The organism is Streptomyces sp. NPDC052012 (assembly GCF_040689265.1).
In the GTDB taxonomy this organism is placed as follows: domain Bacteria; phylum Actinomycetota; class Actinomycetes; order Streptomycetales; family Streptomycetaceae; genus Streptomyces.
This window is the reverse complement of record NZ_JBFAXA010000027.1, coordinates 39,032-54,862: the sequence shown is the minus strand read 5'-3', so window position 1 is coordinate 54,862 and position 15,831 is coordinate 39,032. Positions and strand designations below refer to the sequence as shown.

15 protein-coding genes and 2 pseudogenes are annotated in these 15,831 nt (G+C 67.8%); 3 read left to right on the top strand and 14 right to left on the bottom strand.

Features of this window, described 5'->3' with window-relative positions:
- Positions 1 to 688: 688 nt before the first annotated feature.
- The 3 genes from AB0412_RS30730 to AB0412_RS30720 form a co-directional block, all read right to left on the bottom strand.
- Positions 689 to 1,084 carry an ATP-binding protein gene (locus AB0412_RS30730; RefSeq protein ID WP_366405858.1) on the bottom strand — a complete coding sequence of 132 codons (396 nt, stop codon included), beginning with the start codon at positions 1,082 to 1,084 and terminating at the stop codon, positions 689 to 691.
- A 195-nt stretch (positions 1,085 to 1,279) separates the two neighbouring features.
- Complete coding sequence (locus tag AB0412_RS30725) at positions 1,280 to 2,149, bottom strand: integrase core domain-containing protein (protein WP_366405857.1); 870 nt, start codon at positions 2,147 to 2,149, stop codon at positions 1,280 to 1,282.
- Positions 2,131 to 2,730 carry a helix-turn-helix domain-containing protein gene (locus AB0412_RS30720; RefSeq protein ID WP_366405856.1) on the bottom strand — a complete coding sequence of 200 codons (600 nt, stop codon included), beginning with the start codon at positions 2,728 to 2,730 and terminating at the stop codon, positions 2,131 to 2,133. Before AB0412_RS30720 ends, AB0412_RS30725 begins: the two co-directional genes overlap by 19 nt.
- 915 nt (positions 2,731 to 3,645) lie before the next feature.
- Between AB0412_RS30720 and AB0412_RS30715 the strand changes: the two genes are divergently transcribed.
- The gene (locus AB0412_RS30715; protein ID WP_366405855.1) at positions 3,646 to 4,347 is read left to right on the top strand and encodes a restriction endonuclease; all 702 of its coding nucleotides are present in this window, start codon (positions 3,646 to 3,648) and stop codon (positions 4,345 to 4,347) included.
- Positions 4,348 to 5,662: 1,315 nt separating this feature from the next.
- Here AB0412_RS30715 and AB0412_RS30710 read toward each other — a convergent pair.
- The 10 genes and pseudogenes from AB0412_RS30710 to AB0412_RS30665 all read right to left on the bottom strand — a co-directional run.
- Positions 5,663 to 5,731, bottom strand: a pseudogene (locus AB0412_RS30710) (hypothetical protein); the annotation flags it as partial.
- Positions 5,706 to 5,954: a hypothetical protein gene (locus tag AB0412_RS30705; RefSeq protein WP_366405854.1), complete on the bottom strand. Its 249-nt coding sequence runs from the start codon at positions 5,952 to 5,954 to the stop codon at positions 5,706 to 5,708. The pseudogene AB0412_RS30710 and the gene AB0412_RS30705, both read right to left, overlap by 26 nt.
- A gap of 1,728 nt (positions 5,955 to 7,682) precedes the next feature.
- Positions 7,683 to 7,952: pseudogene (locus AB0412_RS30700) on the bottom strand (serine hydrolase); the annotation flags it as partial.
- Entirely contained in the window at positions 7,843 to 8,211 is a 369-nt protein-coding gene (locus tag AB0412_RS30695; RefSeq protein WP_366405853.1) for a hypothetical protein, read from the bottom strand. The pseudogene AB0412_RS30700 and the gene AB0412_RS30695, both read right to left, overlap by 110 nt.
- Before the next feature lie 260 nt (positions 8,212 to 8,471).
- The gene (locus tag AB0412_RS30690) at positions 8,472 to 9,269 is read right to left on the bottom strand and encodes an aminoglycoside phosphotransferase (protein ID WP_366405852.1); all 798 of its coding nucleotides are present in this window, start codon (positions 9,267 to 9,269) and stop codon (positions 8,472 to 8,474) included.
- 87 nt (positions 9,270 to 9,356) lie between these two features.
- Positions 9,357 to 9,569 (bottom strand): hypothetical protein, encoded by a 213-nt coding sequence (locus AB0412_RS30685; protein WP_366405851.1) that lies wholly within the window; start codon positions 9,567 to 9,569, stop codon positions 9,357 to 9,359.
- Positions 9,566 to 10,684, bottom strand: coding sequence for a radical SAM protein (locus AB0412_RS30680; RefSeq protein ID WP_366405850.1), 1,119 nt, complete (start codon positions 10,682 to 10,684; stop codon positions 9,566 to 9,568). The genes AB0412_RS30685 and AB0412_RS30680 overlap by 4 nt, the downstream gene beginning before the upstream one ends.
- Before the next feature lie 132 nt (positions 10,685 to 10,816).
- Complete coding sequence (locus tag AB0412_RS30675; protein ID WP_366405849.1) at positions 10,817 to 11,215, bottom strand: hypothetical protein; 399 nt, start codon at positions 11,213 to 11,215, stop codon at positions 10,817 to 10,819.
- 321 nt (positions 11,216 to 11,536) lie between these two features.
- Positions 11,537 to 11,944, bottom strand: coding sequence for a DUF6415 family natural product biosynthesis protein (locus AB0412_RS30670; protein ID WP_366405848.1), 408 nt, complete (start codon positions 11,942 to 11,944; stop codon positions 11,537 to 11,539).
- On the bottom strand, positions 11,941 to 12,285 hold the full coding sequence (locus tag AB0412_RS30665; protein WP_366405893.1) for an ATP-binding protein: 345 nt from the start codon (positions 12,283 to 12,285) through the stop codon (positions 11,941 to 11,943). The genes AB0412_RS30670 and AB0412_RS30665 overlap by 4 nt, the downstream gene beginning before the upstream one ends.
- A gap of 407 nt (positions 12,286 to 12,692) precedes the next feature.
- Here AB0412_RS30665 and AB0412_RS30660 point away from each other — a divergent pair, with 407 nt between their 5' ends.
- Entirely contained in the window at positions 12,693 to 14,051 is a 1,359-nt protein-coding gene (locus AB0412_RS30660) for a hypothetical protein (RefSeq protein ID WP_366405847.1), read from the top strand.
- A 10-nt stretch (positions 14,052 to 14,061) separates the two neighbouring features.
- A complete protein-coding gene (locus AB0412_RS30655) occupies positions 14,062 to 14,631 on the top strand; it encodes a GNAT family protein (RefSeq protein WP_366405846.1) in 570 nt (189 codons plus the stop codon).
- Here AB0412_RS30655 and AB0412_RS30650 read toward each other — a convergent pair.
- Complete coding sequence (locus AB0412_RS30650) at positions 14,628 to 15,050, bottom strand: hypothetical protein (protein ID WP_366405845.1); 423 nt, start codon at positions 15,048 to 15,050, stop codon at positions 14,628 to 14,630. The two genes, AB0412_RS30655 and AB0412_RS30650, sit on opposite strands and share 4 nt — an antisense overlap.
- Positions 15,051 to 15,831: the final 781 nt, after the last annotated feature.

Genomic DNA, 15,831 nt, shown 5'->3' with positions numbered 1-15,831 from the left:
CACAGACGATTCGACGCCAAACACTGGGCCCGACCACGCCCCTCCCCCACCCCCACCATGGCCGCTTTGCGCCCGACCATCAGCCCGACCATCGCAGGTCACAGCACTACGCAGACCATCCGGCCGAAAACCGCGCAACCAACCACCGCACTGCGCACCCGCCCCAGCCACACAGGCCGCCCAGCAGCCCGCGCACAACGACGCACCACCCCGGCCGGCGCGCACCACCGAGCACGTCGGCAGGCCCGTGCGCGCGCTACGCACCACAATGGTCACAGACGCGAATACACAGATTCGATTGCGCACCAGACCAGTGCGCAACCACCACCCCACCGCATCCCAGGGCAGCGGACGAGGCCGTGACCACGCACGCCCACCACCCCTCCCCCACCCAAAACGCCCTCGCAGCCATCAACGCGATACCGAAGGCGGATCGGGGCTGCCTGACCGGCACCTGATGTGTGGGTGTGGAACGCGTACGCGGAGATCGTGCCGCACCTCAAGGACGCGGATGTCATCTAACAGCAGCGGCTCTTCTCTCTCCCTCTGTCCGGCGTGGCGTCGAGTCCCAGTGGCCGGTACGGCGGCCCGGCTGGTTCGCCGTTCAAGGTCAATTTCTACGGCTGCTACGCGCTGAGTTTCGCCCGCCTGGGCATCAGGCCCCCCCCCCGCGACCGTTCGAGGATCATCACGTTTGGGTACCGCGAGTCACCATCTGCCCCGAAGCCACGGCCAGCACGACCCAGGCGGCCTTGGTTCCGCGGTCCGTCACCTGGAATCCCCACTGCCCCTGAGTCAACTCGTTCACGATGTGCAGGCCCCGACCTCGCTCCGTGAGCAGCGAGCTCGCTCCCCCCGTCGTGGCGGCTGCCCATGAGGGCGCGGCCGCGAGGTAGAGGTCCGTGGGGAGGAGAGGATCCCCGTCGTGGATCTCGCAGATGTACCTCTCGGCGGCCGAGCGCAGGTACACCTCATAGGGGCCGCACGCGTGTTCGTGCGCGTTCGCCACGAGTTCCGAAACCGCCAGGACTCCGTCACTGATGGCGTCACCGGCCAAGCACGTCTTTCCCGGACGGATTCGCACCCCCGTACGAACGCATCGGCTCGTCGTCCGTGACCACGACCAGCCGCAGCCGGGGCTCCCCGTCCCTGCCCACGCAGTCACCGTACGACCAGCCGCATGGCGCCCGAGGAAACAGGCCCTGGTGCCTCGAGGCGGGTCCGCGGCGCTCACGCAGATCTGCAGCAGGAACTTTCCTGGTTGGGCATATGACGAAGCTCACAGGACGACACAATGCTGCTGCAGGAGGTGCCCGTCGAGACGGAGGGTGATCGTGCGGCCGGCGAGGGCGAATCCGACCTGGTAGCGCCCTCCGGCCAGACAGACGATCCCGTCGCGCATGACCTTGCGGTCGACCTCGACCGGTTCGCCGGCCGCGAGGACGGCCTTTCCGCTGCGGGCTCTGGGCAGGGCGGCGGCTGCAGGTTCAGGGCCAGCCGGGCGGGCGCCATAGCGCATAGCCAGGTAGGCGATGTCCTCCGGCCGCAGCCGGGACGGGACCGTGGTGATGAGGTGCCCGTCGAGGAGGAAGTGGACGCTGCGGTGGTTCGCCCAGACGGTCAGCGTCCTGCCAGCCAGCGCCTGGTGGATGCCGACTCGCTGCCTGCCTGTCACCAGGGTGATCTCACCGCTGGACGGCACCCGCACTGCGAACTCGATCGCGGTCCCCTGCGGCGGCAGGACCGGTGGCTCGACAACCTCGATGGACAACTCCCGCTGTGCCACTACCTGTTCAGGATGCTCGTCATCGCGGCCGACGACGGCGTGGGGCCGGAAGAGACTGACGGGGGTGGCCATGTGCAGGGCCTGATGTGGGCGCTGGTGGTTATAGGCATGCACCCAGCCGTCGATCGCTTCCTGGGCCGCGGCCAGCGACTCGAACGGCACCACGTGATCGAGGAACTCCTCGCGCAGGGTGCGATGGAAACGCTCGATCTTGCCTGTCGTGGTGGGCGAGCGGGGCTTGGTCAGCCGCTGCGTGATGCCGTTCTCCCGGCAGATCCGCTCGAATAGCACCTCCACTGGCTGCGGACGGGTATGACGGCCGGTGAACTGCTTGCCGTTGTCCGTCAGGACCTCGAAGGGCACCCGTAGCGGCGCATCGCGGCGGTGAAGGCCGAGCACACCGCGCGGGCACTGGGCACGGCCACGACGGAGGCGATCACGACGAACCGGGAGTGGTCGCCGATGCCGGTGACCATCTTGCACTCCCGGCCGTCGGCCAGCGGAACCCCGCCGACCAGGTCCATCTGCCACAGGTGCATGGGCGCTTCGCGCTGCCACCGGCGGTACTTGCGGGGATGTTGCTGTTCCTGGGCGCGGACCAGGCCGTTGCGGGACAGCACCCGGTGGACCGTGGCCCGCGACGGCGCGGACCCGAGCCCGCGGTCGGCCAGCTCGTGGGAGAACCGACGTGCACCCCACCGGGGATGCCGGCGGCGCAGTTCGCAAATCTCGGTTTCCACCTCGGCCGACAGGCGGGTGGGGCTGTTCCGCGGGCGCCGGGAGCGGTCCAGACCGGGCATGCCCTCCTGCTCGAACCGCCGCCGCCAGCTGTGCAACGTCTGGCGCGAGGTGCCGTACCGGGCCGCGACCTCACCGACCGGAGACCCACCGAGCACCTCGCGGACAGCCCGGTAGCGGTACTCAGCCAACTGCTGTACATCCACGACTACTTACGGAAGCACCCCTACCCCACCGAGGGCCGCGAGATCACGGACGTTCAGCCGAACGTGTCAACCATGTCCAGAGCACAAACGGTCAAGCATCTCCTGAGACCTCACACCGACACCCCGCAACGGTGGGAGCAACGGTCGGGCCCCCTGCCGAAGCAACTCGCGGCCGTCCCCGGCCGACCCTGCTGTCATCTACCGCCCGGAAGCGGGCCGGGTCGGCGGCCGGGAAGTGGGGCTGAGACAGGAGCGGCGCTGACGCAGTCATCGGTTAGTGGTACTCGGCCAGTCCAGGCGTAACCCCGGTGGCCACTGGGGGCCTTCGCTGGCCCCCAGACCCCCGCTGGCCCGGCGTCCTGTAGCGCGGACCGGGTATCGCCTGGCGGACCGCCGTCCGCGCTGCAGAACACCGGGAAGGTGCTCACCCGTGTTAGGCGGTGGGCATGGCGGAGGCGGGCCGGAGGTGCGGGGGCGGAGCCCCCGCAGTCCTGACGTGCTGGCTGTGACCTGGCCTGTTCAACCCTTCCTTGATCGCTGCGAGCGGTGCTGTGCTGACCTGTTGTCAGTGCCTCCTGCCAACATGGCTGGTTGCGTGGGGAGTTGTTACGAGGGGGAGGCTTGTATGCCTTGGGTGCGGCCGTACGTTCGCTCTGATGGGACACCGGTGCGTGGACACTCGCGGTGGGCTCCGGGTGCACGGCGAGAGATGACGATCTTTGCCTTATTCGCGTTAGCCGTGGTGGCGATAGGCAACGGAAGCGCTTCGGCGGGAAGCGGTTCGGGTGCGACTCCGCGGCCTCAGTCGACGGTGCAGTACCCGATCAGGTTCGACGATGTTCCGGCGCTGCGGGCGCCGAAGCCGCAGCCCACGGTGTCGTATCCGATCCGCTTTCCGTCGCCGGAGGGGCATCGGTGACCCGGCGGCGGCCGCCGGCGCGGCGGCGCACGAGGCGGCCCGGCAGGAGGCAGCAGCAGAGGGATGTGCAGTTGATCGCCGTGGCTGTGGTGGCGGCGGCCGTGGTCAGCCTGGTGGTGATGGTGGTCAACTGGCTGCTGGCGCACTGGTGGGTGCTGGTCGTCGGTGCAGTGCTCGCCGTGCTGGCGGGGGGCGGCTGGCTCTACAACAGGCAGCAGCAAAAGCGTTGGGAGGCGGTGCGGGCGCGGGGTCTGCGCTATGGGCTGCCGCAGCTGGACGCGCTGCACCACACCAGGTTCGAGGACGCGGTGCGGGACCTGATGCGCCGGGACGGCTGCGGGGACGCCGTTCGGGTCGGCGGGCGCGGGGATCTGGGTGCGGACGTGACGGCCACGGACCCGTTCGGGCGGCGCTGGGTGATCCAGTGCAAGCACCGCCGCGACGGTGCCCGGGGCTCGGCAGTGGGCACGCCGGACCTGCAGGTGCTCAACGGGACCGCTCGGCAGGTGCACGGGGCGGACGTGGCGGTGCTGGTGACGAACGGGCGGGTGACCGCTCCGGCCGTGGTGTTCGCCCGGCAGCAGCGGCTGCATGTGGTGGACCGGCAGACGCTCGGCGTGTGGGCGTCGGGCTCGCGGCCGTTGTGGGAGCTGCTGCGAGCGGTGCCGCCCCCGCGGCGCGCCACACCTTTGAGTTGAAAGAGGCCCGTCTGTCGGCCTGGGTGGACGGACCGAGGCCCGTGGTTGAGGGGAACCCGGCAAATTTGCCGGGTTCCCCTAACGGTGCGGGTTCGTCGTGGATGATCTCCGCGTTGATGATGTCGTCAGCTGGGGCGCCCATCTTGGCGAGGATGCGGGACGGCCCTTGCGGAGTCGTTCGAATAGAACAGTGCCGGTCAGGGTCCGTCAGCTCCTCGTGCCGCTGCCCGACGATTCTCAAGTGCCGCACCGGTACCTCTGCGGTTACCTTCCGGGCCCACACACGCTCGTACTCCACTTGGTGGATGCCTCCTCTTTGGTAGCCCCCGCTGGAGATGACGATCCTGTCGAGCGTGGTTTCGACCTTGAGCCTTCGGCCGTGTCCCCAGGAGCCCACCCGGTAGCCATTGCCGCCGCAGGGCACGATGCCCTTTGGTGAAGGCACGGTTCTGGCTGTAGCAACAGCGGGGCGGTCCAGGACGCTGGCGAGAGGTACACCAGTCCCCATCGGCTTAGGGTGCAGAGCAGCCGACCGCGCACTCACGAATCCCAAGTACTGGTCGGGCAGCAGCATCCCCTCCAGCTCCTTGTCCCACATGTATCGGGTTTCAGCGTGCCCACCGCTGACGGACCAGGACCTCAGCTGAGCGTTGAAGTCGTCGGGTGACTGGAAGGACCGCCCGACGAAGAACTTCTCTTCAAGATCGCAACGCGCGTCCTGAAGTTCGGGAATCCGTGCTTCGGACGTGAACGACTGTCCTCTGAACTGGAGACAACGCTCATACGGCTCGAGCACCTGCCAGTGGGAGGCCGTGAGTGCGTTCTCCTCCCACACGAAACTCCAGGGCATTCGGCCCCAGCCGGCCAGCAATGTCCACTGCCCCAGCCACAGGTCTGCGAAGTCATGGCTTGGGACCATCACGGCGTGAACGGCCCGCGAGTACGGGAAGACCATCACCAGCACGGGGAGGCGAAGCCGCTGGCCGAACCCGACCGGCAGCGCGGGCGGTCGCCAGATCCCACACAGCACCTCTCGCCCCGGCGGTTGCCTCTCCCGAAGCGGTTCCGGTTCGACCTCAGGCACCGATGGACGAAGCTTGGCCACGTGCCGACGCAGCAACGACAGCGAGTACGGCCAGTCGATCACATCGGCAATCGTCGGCACCGACACCGCAGGATATTCACGCAGCAAACCGGTGATATCCGGGATGAAGGGAAGGACAACGGAGCCGGCCGACGCGCGCTCGTACCGCGGCGGCGCGTCGCTACGCAGGGCCCGCCGGACGGTGTTCGGTGCCACACCGACGGTCCGGGCGATCCGCTTGATCGAAGTTCCCGCCTGATGGAGCGCACGAATCTCAGCCCACGTCTCGCCCGTTATCACCGGATCCGGCACCTCCCTCTTCGAGAGCAGCGGGTGCGGACGCGGGAGGGTTCGAAGTGAACGACTCCCGCCATGCTGCACGGATCTTGCCGATGGCCGTGATGACGGGCACGACCGACAGCATCAGGTCGGCCACTGCCTCCATGATGCGCTTGCTCGCGACCAACACAGCGGCCAGAGCTGTCACCAGGCCCGCGATCAACACAATGGATTCGGCGCTCATCGCCCACCCCTCCGCCCGCAGGTGTCGCTGACGGACGGGGAGATGCGCTTTGCTGGGGTCATGGAGCCCTTCCCGGTTTCCGGGGGTCCGCTCCCTCGCCAGTCTGTGGCGCAGCGTCGAGGCGAGCGGACCCTGTCAAACAGTGCTGGTGGGCCCCGGACATGCCGATGGCCCCTCGTGCTCCGCGCATACGTCTCCATTTGCGCGGAGCACGAGGGGCCATCTCGTCTCCAACCGCGAATTCTGTCAGCAGCTCCGGCATGCCCCCAACAGATGCGCTACACGAAAGTTGAACCCCCCTGACTGTCCCAGGTACCTGAGACAGTTGGCGGCACTCAGTGCCGCGGATAGAGGTGTCGCGGCATCCCGGCCTCGGGCCATCAGTAGCCACGCTGAGTGGGCTGAAGAGGCAGTCGTGACCGATCCGGTCTTCCGCATCTGCCACAGCCGGCGCAGTCTGCGCTCGTCCGTCGTCTCCTTGGCATCAGCCACGACCGCTCCAAAGTGAGTCAGCGTTTTGATCCGTTCTGGTGGACAAAGCCACACGTCAGAAGAGGACAGGGGGAACACCGGAGGGAGCCCCGGTGCTGGAGCTGGAGCTTCGCCCTGGACACTGCCCAGAAGGCCGACGTCCGGCTGTGCTCGCTCTGCGGTGACGCTCACGAGTCGGAGCCGCTGCAGCACGGCTTCGGCGCAGAGCGCTGACCATGCCATGCGAGCGCCCACGTACGAAGCCTCACATGCGCCTCACGGGCGATCTTGCCCTCACCAGCATCCCAACTGCTTCATCTCCAACGCATCTGAGGCGTCGGGGCCTCAGACACGCCGAGAGGCCCCGCCCATCCGCCACCTCGATCTTCGACAGAGCGTCCAAAGTGGCGTACCTGCGCAGAGCCGTTCCCTTCGCGGACGCCTGCCGGTAAGCCTTGGCCTGCTCCGTCGTCATGCCGTCGTAGGCGGCCAGCACTGCCGCCTTCACCGCCGCGTCCGGGTCCGCCGGCGCCGACGTCGATGCGCGACTCGTCGGCTGCGCAGACGGCGACGCAGCAGCGCCGCCATGGTCGGCGTCCCGGCTGTTACTGCCGCCGGAACCGCACCCCGCGACAACCATCACGAGCATCACTGCGCAGACGCAAACAACACCTGTCCTCGGTGTGCTGGCCCTGCGCAACTCTTCCCCCTGTGCGACGACGTCACGGTGACCGTCACCGCAACCGCAAGCACCCGCTGCCACAGACGATTCAACGGCAAACCCCGCCCCCGACCACACCCCTCCCCCACCCCCACCAGGACCACCACGACCCCGACCATCAGCCCGACCACCGCAGGTCACAGCACTACGCAGACCATCCGGCCGAAAACCGCGCAACCAACCACCGCACTGCGCACCCGCCCCAGCCACACAGGCCGCCCCGCACCCGCGCACAACGACGCACCACCCCGGCCGGCGCGCACCACCGAGCACGTCAGCAGGCCCGTGCGCGCGCTGCGCACCACAATGGTCACAGACGCGAATACGCAGACGCGATTGCGCACCAGACCAGTGCGCAACCACCACCCCACCGCATCCCAGGGCAGCGGACGAGGCCGTGACCACGCACGCCCACCACCCCTCCCCCACCCAAGACATCACCGCGGCCCTCAAGCCGACGCCGACCCCGGATGCAGGCGTTCTTGGACGGTGGACAGCTGAGGCGAGTAGTTCCCGTCCACGACGTGGAGCCGCCGTTAGGTAAAGGCGAGTTCGCGGAAGCTGTTGCGGATGTCCGTCAGCGGCTGGCGGTCGCGGGTGTAGTAGAGCTTGTTGGTGAGCAGGACGGCCCACTGGTTCTTTGCGGGAGAGATCCACATGCCGGTGCCGGTGAACCCGTAATGCACCCAGATGTCGTCATCGTCGCTGGTACCAGGCGCCGGGTACCAGAACAGGCCCCGCTCGGGCTGCAGACCACCGGTGTGGATGGTCAGCGAGCAGGAGGTCCACTCGGCACCGAATCCGGCTGCGGCCGCCGGGGACGACGCGGGCGTTCTTCGGGGGAACGGGGGTCTTCTGTTTGGCGCGGGTGCTCTGGTCTCCGCCGATGAGGTGCCGGTTGTCGAGCTTCGCGGCGCAGTCCTCGCCAGCGACCTCGTCGTAGGGGCGGCGGCACCCCTTGTAGACCTCGAGCGCTTCGATGCGCTGATCCTCAGTTTCCTTGAAGCTGCCTCGGTAGTCGGCCATCTTCGCGATCTCCGGGATGTCCTCTGTCACGGTGGCCACGTGGGATAGGTCCGGCTTCTTCTCCTCGGCGGGCGGTACAGGCGGCCCCTCGGGGTCCCGACTCCACCAGGGTCTTGGTCTCGGCCGTGGGCGGCGCGCTCTCCGGGGCAAGCCAGGAGAACAGAGACTCCTGCAGGTGTGACCTGCCGGTCTCGGGTGAAAGGGGAGCAGTCGCGGTAGTCACCGTTCCTCCGGAGGGCTGCGGGGTTGACGTAAAGCGCAACCCCCTTCACAGCCCAAACGTCAACGGCTCAGTTCTGTTACATCTGCCGCACGTAGTCGGCGAATGCGATGGCGTGGCGTGCCATGTCTGACTTCCAGGGCGCTGAGTCCGTGCGGGCGATCTCCGCCCACAGGGCGGCGTTCGCGGCGGTGAAGGCTCGTACGGCGTCTGCGGGAGCATTGCGCCAAGAGGGGATCTGGCTGGCTACGGCCTCCGCTGAAGCGTGGGTGTGCCCGGCTTCGAGGAGACGGAGGATGAGCACGGCGGGGTCGATCCAGGCCGCGCCGCGGGTCGGCCACGCCCAGTCGATGATGTGCGCTTGATCGTCGACGAGCACGTTGTGCGGTGCGAGGTCGGTGTGGAGAAGGGTCGGCCCTGTGAAGAGAGCGGCGGTGCCGTCGGGGGCGTAGGCAGCCCAGCGCTGTTCGGCCGCCTTGATGGCGATGCCTTTCGGCGCGTCGACATCCTGCAGGTCCCTGATGGCTTCCATGACCAGTGGTAGATCTGCGGAGCCGGGGGAATAGTCGGCGTGCCGGCCCTCGAGAACCTCGTACCCCAGGAGGTCCCAGCCGCCGACTTCGATGTGCCAGAACAGGCGAGGGCACGCGGAGGGAAGGTATGGGTTGATCGCGGCCTCACGCCGCTGGGCCGGGGCCTGGGGGTGATCGACAGGGATGCCTTTCACGAACAGGGTGCCGTGCTCGGTGTCGATGAACGCTGCGATGCCGGAATTCAGCCCTGCCTCAGCGGTGCGGGCGGCGTGTACGGGCCCGGTCTTGTCGCTGATTGCTTGACGTACGTCGGCGGGGAGTTCGTGGAAGTTGCGGCGGGGCATGGACAAGGCGCTGTTCCTCGGGGGTGGAGAGGCGGGCTGCCCCGGCCAGGGTACGGCCGGGGCAGCAGATGAGCGGGGGTTTGTGGACTAGTAGGGGTTGTCGTCGCTGGCCGAGCAGTTGCAGCCGGCGGATTCGGCGACGTCGGCGTCCAGGTCGGTGATGATCAGGAACTCGCCGTCAGCGACCTGGGGCGGGTTGATCGGCAGCGGAAGGGCCCCGGTGGTCTCCGCCGGCGGGCGAAGGCCGATGGTCACCGGCACCGGTTCCGGCCGGGTGAGGGTTGCGTTCGCGTGCGTCATGCTCCGTAACCTCCGTGTTGGCAGTAGAGCGATCGGTTGTCCCCCGCCTCCTGGTAGAGCTTGGCCAGTGGCCGGCAGGTCCTGCAGGTGCCCACCTTGGTGCAGCCGGAGCATCCACCGGTGCGGAGCTGAAGGGACTCAGCGATGCCGCTGAGTCGGGATAGGGCGTCTAGGCCCTCCGTCATGAGGTTCACGCTCGGGTCTCGGCCGATCTTGCAGATCGAGGCGATACCGTGCGGGTCGACGTGGAAGAACGTGTGTCCGGCGTTACACCCGGTGAAGATGCGGCGCGGGCGGATGTACTTCTGGGCCTGCGAGACGAGCGGAGTCACCTCTCCGTTGATGGTCGGGGACATGTTGGTGAAGACCTGGTACGGAAACCCCCAGCGGTCTTCGGCCAGGCGGACCATGTCGTCGACCTCGTGTGCGTTCTCCTCGGCGACGACGATGTTCAGCCGAACGGGCAGGCCAGCTCCCCGGGAGGCGTCGAGGCCCCGGGTGAACCGGTCGAAGGCGCCGCGGTTGCGCGTAACCGCGTCATAGGTCTCCCCGGTCGCCCCGTAGAGGCTCACCGTGAGCCGGTAGGGCCGCAGCCGCGCGAACAATTCCTGCATGCGCGGCTTGTGGAGCTGGCTGCCGTTTGTGGAGATCTGGATCATCATGCCGAGTCCGGTCGCGTACTCATAAGCGGCTGCGAACTCGCGGTCGATGAGAGCCTCGCCCCCGGTGATCTGCAGCCACAGCACGCCAGCGTCCCGCAGCATCGTGAGCAGACGAACCTTGTCGTCCCACGGCAAGCCCTCGAACCGCTTCTCCCCGAGGTAGCAGAAACCGCAGTCGTGGTCACAGCCGAGGTTGATCTCCCACGACGCCTTCCCGTAGCCGTACGGCGAGGGATCGCGAACCAGGACGGCATCCCCAAGGCTGCCGGAAGGCAGGGGCATCTTCCAGGCGGCCTCTGTCGCCTCACCCAGCCAGGGAGGAGCTGGCCGCCCATCGGTGACGGCTGCGCGCAGCTCCTCGTAGCGAGTCTCCGGGATGCCGATGCCCTTGGCGTGGCCAGGCCGGAGGACGAGGTACTGCCCCAGAAACGGACTGGCGATCAGTTTGTGCACGTTGCCTCCAGAGGTAGAGGGAAGCCCGGCGCGGGGTGACTGCACCGTGGGGGAACGGTCGGAGTGGACCCCGCGCCGGGGGTTGTGCTGCCCGAGAGCCAGAGCCGATTGGCGCCGGGCCGCCGGGCAGGTCTACGCGGCGAAGTCCAGCTCATGCAGCAGCTCCTCCAGGCTGAGGACGCGGAAAGAGCTGAGTCGGCGGATGAGCTGCGACGCCAGGAGTGTGCGCACATTGGGATGGCTGAACGGCAGCGCCACGTTCGGCTTGGCGACGACGTGCACTTCGCCTTGGGCGTTGAGGCCGTAGATCGTGCCGTGCACCCCGTACAGGGGAGCGCTCCGGGCCAGGAAGACCATCGGGTTCTTCTCCAGGTGGGGGCAGAGCGCGGCGGCCGTGCGCGCGTGCTTGGCGCACACGGGGGGCTGGTTGGTGATGACCGTGGGCTGTGTGGGGTCTTCGTCCTTCGGCCCGGCGAGGAAGATGCAGCCGAGCGAGGTACGCGCGGGCTCCGCACAGACCTGGCAGCGCATGGCCTGCATCGTTCAGCATCTGCCGGTAGGGGTGCATGAGCTTCCACTGCGGTACGCCCGTCGGCATCCGTCGCGCGTCCGAGGGGTTGAAGCCGCAGCGGGCCCACAGGATGCCGCGCAGGGGCCGGTCCCGGGGGTCCTCGTCGCGGTAGTACAGCCGGAGTCCAGAGGGATGCGTGTAGATGACGAGGTTGTCCGGGGCGGCTTCCTCTCCCACCCGTTGGGTGACGAAGGGGACGAGGCCGGGCTCGGGCACGGTACGCACGGAACGGTTCTTCTCCATCGGCGGTCTGTACGGGCTGTAGGGCAGCGGGGGCACGATCACGCCGCCTCCTTGACGCACTTGATGGCGGTCAGCCGCTCGAGAAGTTCGTTGACGGACCAGGCCATCCGGCGCAGGTGCCCCACGGCCGCCATGTGATCGCCCGGCATCTCCGCGGCGCGCACATCCCGGGCCTGGTGCACGAGCCGGTCAGCCTCCGGGTCGCTCTGGCCGGCCTCCTGGGCGACGGCGATGGCCACGAGCCTCATCAGGTGGCCGCGGAGGCGCTGGGCGTGGTCGGCGAGTTCGTCTTCGCTCGGTACGACGTCGTCCAGCACGGCGCCGACGTCCTCGAGCAGGGCGTCGTCGTCGTACGGCGTCCACTGCCGGATCTTGTCCACGACGGCGGCCAGCTCCGCCGTGTCGAGCGGCGGCGCCCATGCCGGGGCGTGGGCTAAGGCGGTCACCGCTGACTCTCCCCGGGGACCGGGAGCGTGCACCAGGTCTCCGCGCCGGCGTCACTGATTCCCCACTCTCCGCCACATCCTTTGGCGAGGGCGTCGACGAGCAGCAGGCCACGGCCGGACTCGGCGGTGTCCGTGGGGTGCTGGGGGGTGAAGCCGCCCGGCATGCCGTCGCGCACCAGGACGCGCAGGGCCCCGTCCTCCACGGTGATGTTCAGGCTGATCTCGGTGGTGCCGCTGTGCTGGAGGGCGTTGGTCAGCAACTCCGAGACGATCAGCATCACTTCGTCCGTCATAGCCTCGAGGCCGCAGTAGCGGAGCCGCGCGGCCGCGATGCGACGCATGATGCCGACCCGGCAGGCGTCCTCTCGGCAGGGCGGTAAGCCGCTACGTGGGGCCGAGACCTTGAAGCGCTCGCTCATCACATCCCCGCCGCGGCGGGTGACCGCGCGAGGCGTCCGTACGGCTGTCGTCGTCATCAGATCCTCTGGGGTGGGTAGGCCGGCCGGACGGTGGCCGCAACTCTGGGCTGAGCCGCCCCTGATCCGCGCTTCGTACGCGTCTGGGCACTCTCTGCTAGGGCTGACACGAGCGTTGCAACAGAGCTGCGACGGCTCTACCCCCAACTCGACCCCTGCTTGGGATCGAGAGATTGACGACTTCCTCGGAATTCCCCCGGATCAGCCCCGGGGCCGCTAAGTACATGAGGAAGAGGGCAAGTTGAAGTCAACAGCGTCCTACCGTCGAGGCAGTGACGGGCGAGTCGGATGGAGGCAACGCCGTGTTGTTCTTCCGCTACCTCCTCGGAGAACGCGGCATCAGGAACCCCGACGACTTCCTTCCGCCATATCGGAAAGCAGCCGCACGGCTTGGCTTACCGAACGCGGAGCCAGCCCCCAAGACCGTTGAGGGATGGTTCTACGAAGGGAGAAGGCCGCAGCGAGCGTTTCGCCCGGTCATCGTCGAGATGCTGGGCTACAGCATCGACGACCTGTGGACCGAAGTGCCCGAGGGCTCCACACCGCGCTTCGTTCCACTGGCCGGCCCGTCACCAACTGCACACCACGCCGATGAAGGCGTGGACCTGAACGAGATGAAAAGGACGGGCGCGATGGCTGTGCAACGCGCGAAGGACTTCCTCCTGGGGAAAGACCGCGAGACGGTCGGTGAGGACACTCTCGGCCTGCTCGATGACGAGGTGGCCCGCCTGGTGGCGGCCTACCCGCGGGAGCCCCTGGCAGCGATCTGGGAGGACCTTCTCACCACCCAGGACCAGGTGTTCCGGCTCCTGGAGGGCGGCCGGGTCAGGCCGTCCCAGCTACGTGACCTGAACGTCAAGGCGTCCGTCCTGTCGTTCCTGGTGGCGAAGGGCTTCAACGACATGGAGGCGCCGCACCAGGCCATGACGATGACCCGCGTGGCAGCGTCCTGCGCCCGCGACGCCGAGCATCCCGGTCTGATGGCGCTGACCGACGGCCTCAAGTCACTGATCGCCTACTGGGCGGAGAGGCCCGACGACGCTTACCACTACGCAAGCAAGGGCGCCGACCTCTCGAGGGACCTGCGTGGGACTGTGGGCCTGTGGCTGCTCGGGCTGCAGGCCCGTGCCGCCGCCGTGCTCGGTGACGAAGAAGCGGTACGCGTCGCCAACAGGGAGGCCACCGACCGGCGGGAGCACGTCGTCCTGGACGACCTGGACCAGCTCGGTGGTCTGCTGACCTACTCGTGGGAGAAACAGCTCTACTACACGGTGGAAGCTGAGACGCTTCTGGGTCACGGTGACGCCCAGCTCGCGGTACAGGCTGAGCAAGCCGTGGCGGGATTTAACGATCCGGCGTCGCCTCACTGGGCGTTCGGTGATCTCGCCGGCTCGCAGTGTGATCTCGCGCTGGCCCGCCTGTTCAGCGGTGACGTGGACGGGGCAGCCGAGGCCGTCCGGCCCGTGCTGGACCTGCCGGTCTCACACCGGAACCACGGCATCGTGGTGTCCGCGATGCGCGTCCGCCAGGCCCTGATGCGCGGCCCGGCCAGCACCGCTGTCGTCGCACGGGATCTGCGAGCGGAGATCGAAGCCTTCCCGGCGAGTCGGCCGGCTCTGCCCCGCGGGTAGAGTCCGGAACATGTACCCGGTCAAGCGCTCCAGTTCACGACTCGGTCTCCGCGAGCTGACTGCTGAGGACGTCGACGCCGTCCATGCCATCTACGGCAGCCGGGAGGCGACAGAGCACCTGTCGTTCGAGCCACGCACCCATGAACAGGTGGCGCAGATCATCGACCGGTCCACGGCCTCCGCCACGGTCGCCTCCCGTATCGAGTACGCCCTCGCGGTCTTCGAGCGCACCACGGATGCCGTGATCGGCTTCGGGCGCCTCGCCCTCGATCCGCACCAGCAGCGCGGAGCCACCATCGGCTTCGCGCTGCGTCCAGATGCCTGGGGAATCGGATACGGCCGCGAAACCGTCAGCCTTCTGCTCGCCTTGGGCTTCGAGGACCTGGGTCTCCACCGCATATGGGGGGCCCGTTCCCCCCTCAACGAGGCATCGGCGAAGACGATGGCCGCCGTCGGCATGGTTGAAGAAGGCGTGATCCGCGAGCACGTCCTCAAGGCCGGCCGGTGGCGTGACTCAGTCGTGCACGCCATTCTCGAGCGGGAGTGGCTGGCCCTCTCACCGAGCAACAGCCACCCCTAAGAGATCGGGTGGACGTCGAGCCAGTCGGACAGCTTGTGAGCGGAGCCGAAGACGTCGTCCCGGTTGGTCGACTCCAGGAGCGTTGCGGCGCCGTCCGGGGCGCCCTGGTCGTCGCCGACCTTGATGCCCTTCTCGATGGTGTCGATCAGGGTGTACGCCTCGGTCCAGAAGTCGGCGCCCACGGACTTCTCAGCGTCCATCGCCTTCCGCAAGTCGCGGGCCGGTTCCATGAGCGTCACCATCGGGTCCCAGCACGTACCGGCCGCCTGGTCGGGGCATCCGCCGTTCGTGTCGTGCTGAGTGACTGCGTCCTGGAACGTCGTGGCGGCTTCCTCCACACTCACCGTCTTCGCCCTCGCGGCCGCCATCGGCTTCCCGCTGGCCTCGTCGTCCGAGCTGCTGCGCGGGCGGCGCGGCATCTGCGGTCACCCAGGCGATCGGTAGCGGGGAGGCGAGTGCGCGCAGCACTATGGCCCTGGCCGGCTCTGGTTTGGTGGCGAAGGCCCGTTCGTCGGGGATCTTGGCGTGGCTGAGCCAGGTGAACGGGGCTATCCAGGAGGGCTCCGACGCCGTGATCACACCAGCCACACCAAGATCATCCCAGGCCGGTTAGGGTGCCTTCTCCCAGCCGACGTACTGGAGACGGGATGATGGAGCAAGACGAGGCCCTGCAACTCGCATGGCATTTCTCGCGCACAGCCAACGCGATGACGAGCCGCCTCTCGCCATCGACGCAGAGCGGGCCCGTGAGATCAACGGGCTCCTGATCGTGCCCTACAACTCTGTGCACTACCTCGCCTCGCGTGATGCGAGAGAGCAACTGCTGGACTGCTGGCCCATCCTCGTCGACCTAGAACACGGAGACGCGCGATTCGGGACCCTGGACGAGCGACATCTGTGGAGGAACCCCAGCGCCTGAGGGCTGTCCCGCAACCACAGTTACGGGACAGCCCTTAGTTCATCGATCCGCCAGCCAACGATCCCGGATGACCCAGCTAGGCCTTCGACATCAATCTTGATCCGTGCCGGGGCATCGGTAATGCGTTGACGGGCTGGGACACTGTCACACGCCACGGTCTGACGCACGGGACTCTTTCCCGTCACCGTGAGACGGACCTCCCCTGCTCCCGAGCAGGAAATTGACAGCGTGTAGGATCCGCCCTTCGACAGAACTGAGCTGTTGTGGATTCCATCGCTCAC

Coding starts and splice junctions, on each gene's coding strand:
- AB0412_RS30705 (WP_366405854.1), bottom strand. CDS start 5,954: ATGAGCGCCGAATCCATTGTGTTGATCGCGGGCCTGGTGACAGCTCTG.
- AB0412_RS30690 (WP_366405852.1), bottom strand. CDS start 9,269: ATGCCCCGCCGCAACTTCCACGAACTCCCCGCCGACGTACGTCAAGCA.
- AB0412_RS30685 (WP_366405851.1), bottom strand. CDS start 9,569: ATGACGCACGCGAACGCAACCCTCACCCGGCCGGAACCGGTGCCGGTG.
- AB0412_RS30675 (WP_366405849.1), bottom strand. CDS start 11,215: ATGCGCTGCCAGGTCTGTGCGGAGCCCGCGCGTACCTCGCTCGGCTGC.
- AB0412_RS30665 (WP_366405893.1), bottom strand. CDS start 12,285: ATGCGTCGCATCGCGGCCGCGCGGCTCCGCTACTGCGGCCTCGAGGCT.
- AB0412_RS30655 (WP_366405846.1), top strand. CDS start 14,062: ATGTACCCGGTCAAGCGCTCCAGTTCACGACTCGGTCTCCGCGAGCTG.
- AB0412_RS30650 (WP_366405845.1), bottom strand. CDS start 15,050: ATGCCGCGCCGCCCGCGCAGCAGCTCGGACGACGAGGCCAGCGGGAAG.